We start from the raw sequence: 916 nt of genomic DNA on the forward strand, positions 1-916 counted from the left end.
AGAGACGGATTCAAAAAGGCTGCTCCGTCCGTCTGAAGATGTTCCAGCAGACGAGGCAGCAACCGAGTTTGAGAAATGCTTCGTGAATGTCGGCCCGACGTTCAAAGCGAATGCGAAGACGACGGAAGTTGTGAAGCCACGCATGCGTACGTTCGACAACCCAGCGGAACTTGCCCAGACCACTGCCGTGCTCTGTCCGGCGCTTGGCAATCACCGGCTTGATGCTGCGCTCGCGAAGTCTCTGGCGATGCGCCTCGGAGTCGTAACCACGATCTGCGTAGATGACCTTGGGTTTCTGAAGCGGCCGGCCACGTACGCCGCGAATCGGTGGAATGGCGTCAACCAGCGGCAGCAGTTGAGTGACGTCGTTGCGATTCGCGCCTGTCACGATCGCACTGACAGGAACGCCATTGGCGTCTACAAGGATGTGGTGCTTGGAACCTGGTCGCGCGCGATCCGTGGGGTTCGGACCAGTTTTTCGCCCGCCCCAACGGCTCGCACAGATGAAGAGTCGACGGCTGCTCGTGAGAAATCCAGTTCGCCTGCCTCGCGTAACTTCGCCAGCAGTAGCTCGTGCAAACGCTTCCACACGCCGGCCTTGTGCCAATCGCGCAACCGTCTCCAGCAGGTTGAACCCGAGCCGAATCCCAATTTTGTCGACAGGTCGCGCCAGCGGATACCGGTCTTGAGTACGAACAGGATGCCGTTCAGTGCTGATCGGTTCGCAACCGGCAACCGGCCTGGGTACTTCTTGCGCCGTGGTTTTGGCGTCGGCAGCATTGGTTCGATCAGTGCCCACAGTTCGTCATCAACAATCGGCGCGCCCATCCTTGGTTCCAGTTGCTCAGATGGCCAAGGTTAACAGCTTGCCGAAAAGGTTAACAGCCCCCAACGGGGTCTTTTTGATTCCATCTCT

At 58.5% G+C, this 916-nt stretch carries 1 protein-coding gene; it reads right to left on the reverse strand.

Annotated elements, in window-relative coordinates; translation table 11 throughout:
* Positions 1-10 precede the first annotated feature (10 nt).
* Positions 11-828 (reverse strand): IS5 family transposase gene (locus tag DID96_RS37835; protein ID WP_260464181.1). Its coding sequence is split into 2 segments (ribosomal slippage): positions 11-480 and positions 480-828, totalling 819 coding nucleotides; the frame shifts between segments, so codons are not numbered across the junction.
* Between the last annotated feature and the right edge of the window lie 88 nt (positions 829-916).

It is taken from the genome of Burkholderia sp. Bp8963 (genome assembly GCF_003854275.1).
Lineage (GTDB): Bacteria > Pseudomonadota > Gammaproteobacteria > Burkholderiales > Burkholderiaceae > Burkholderia.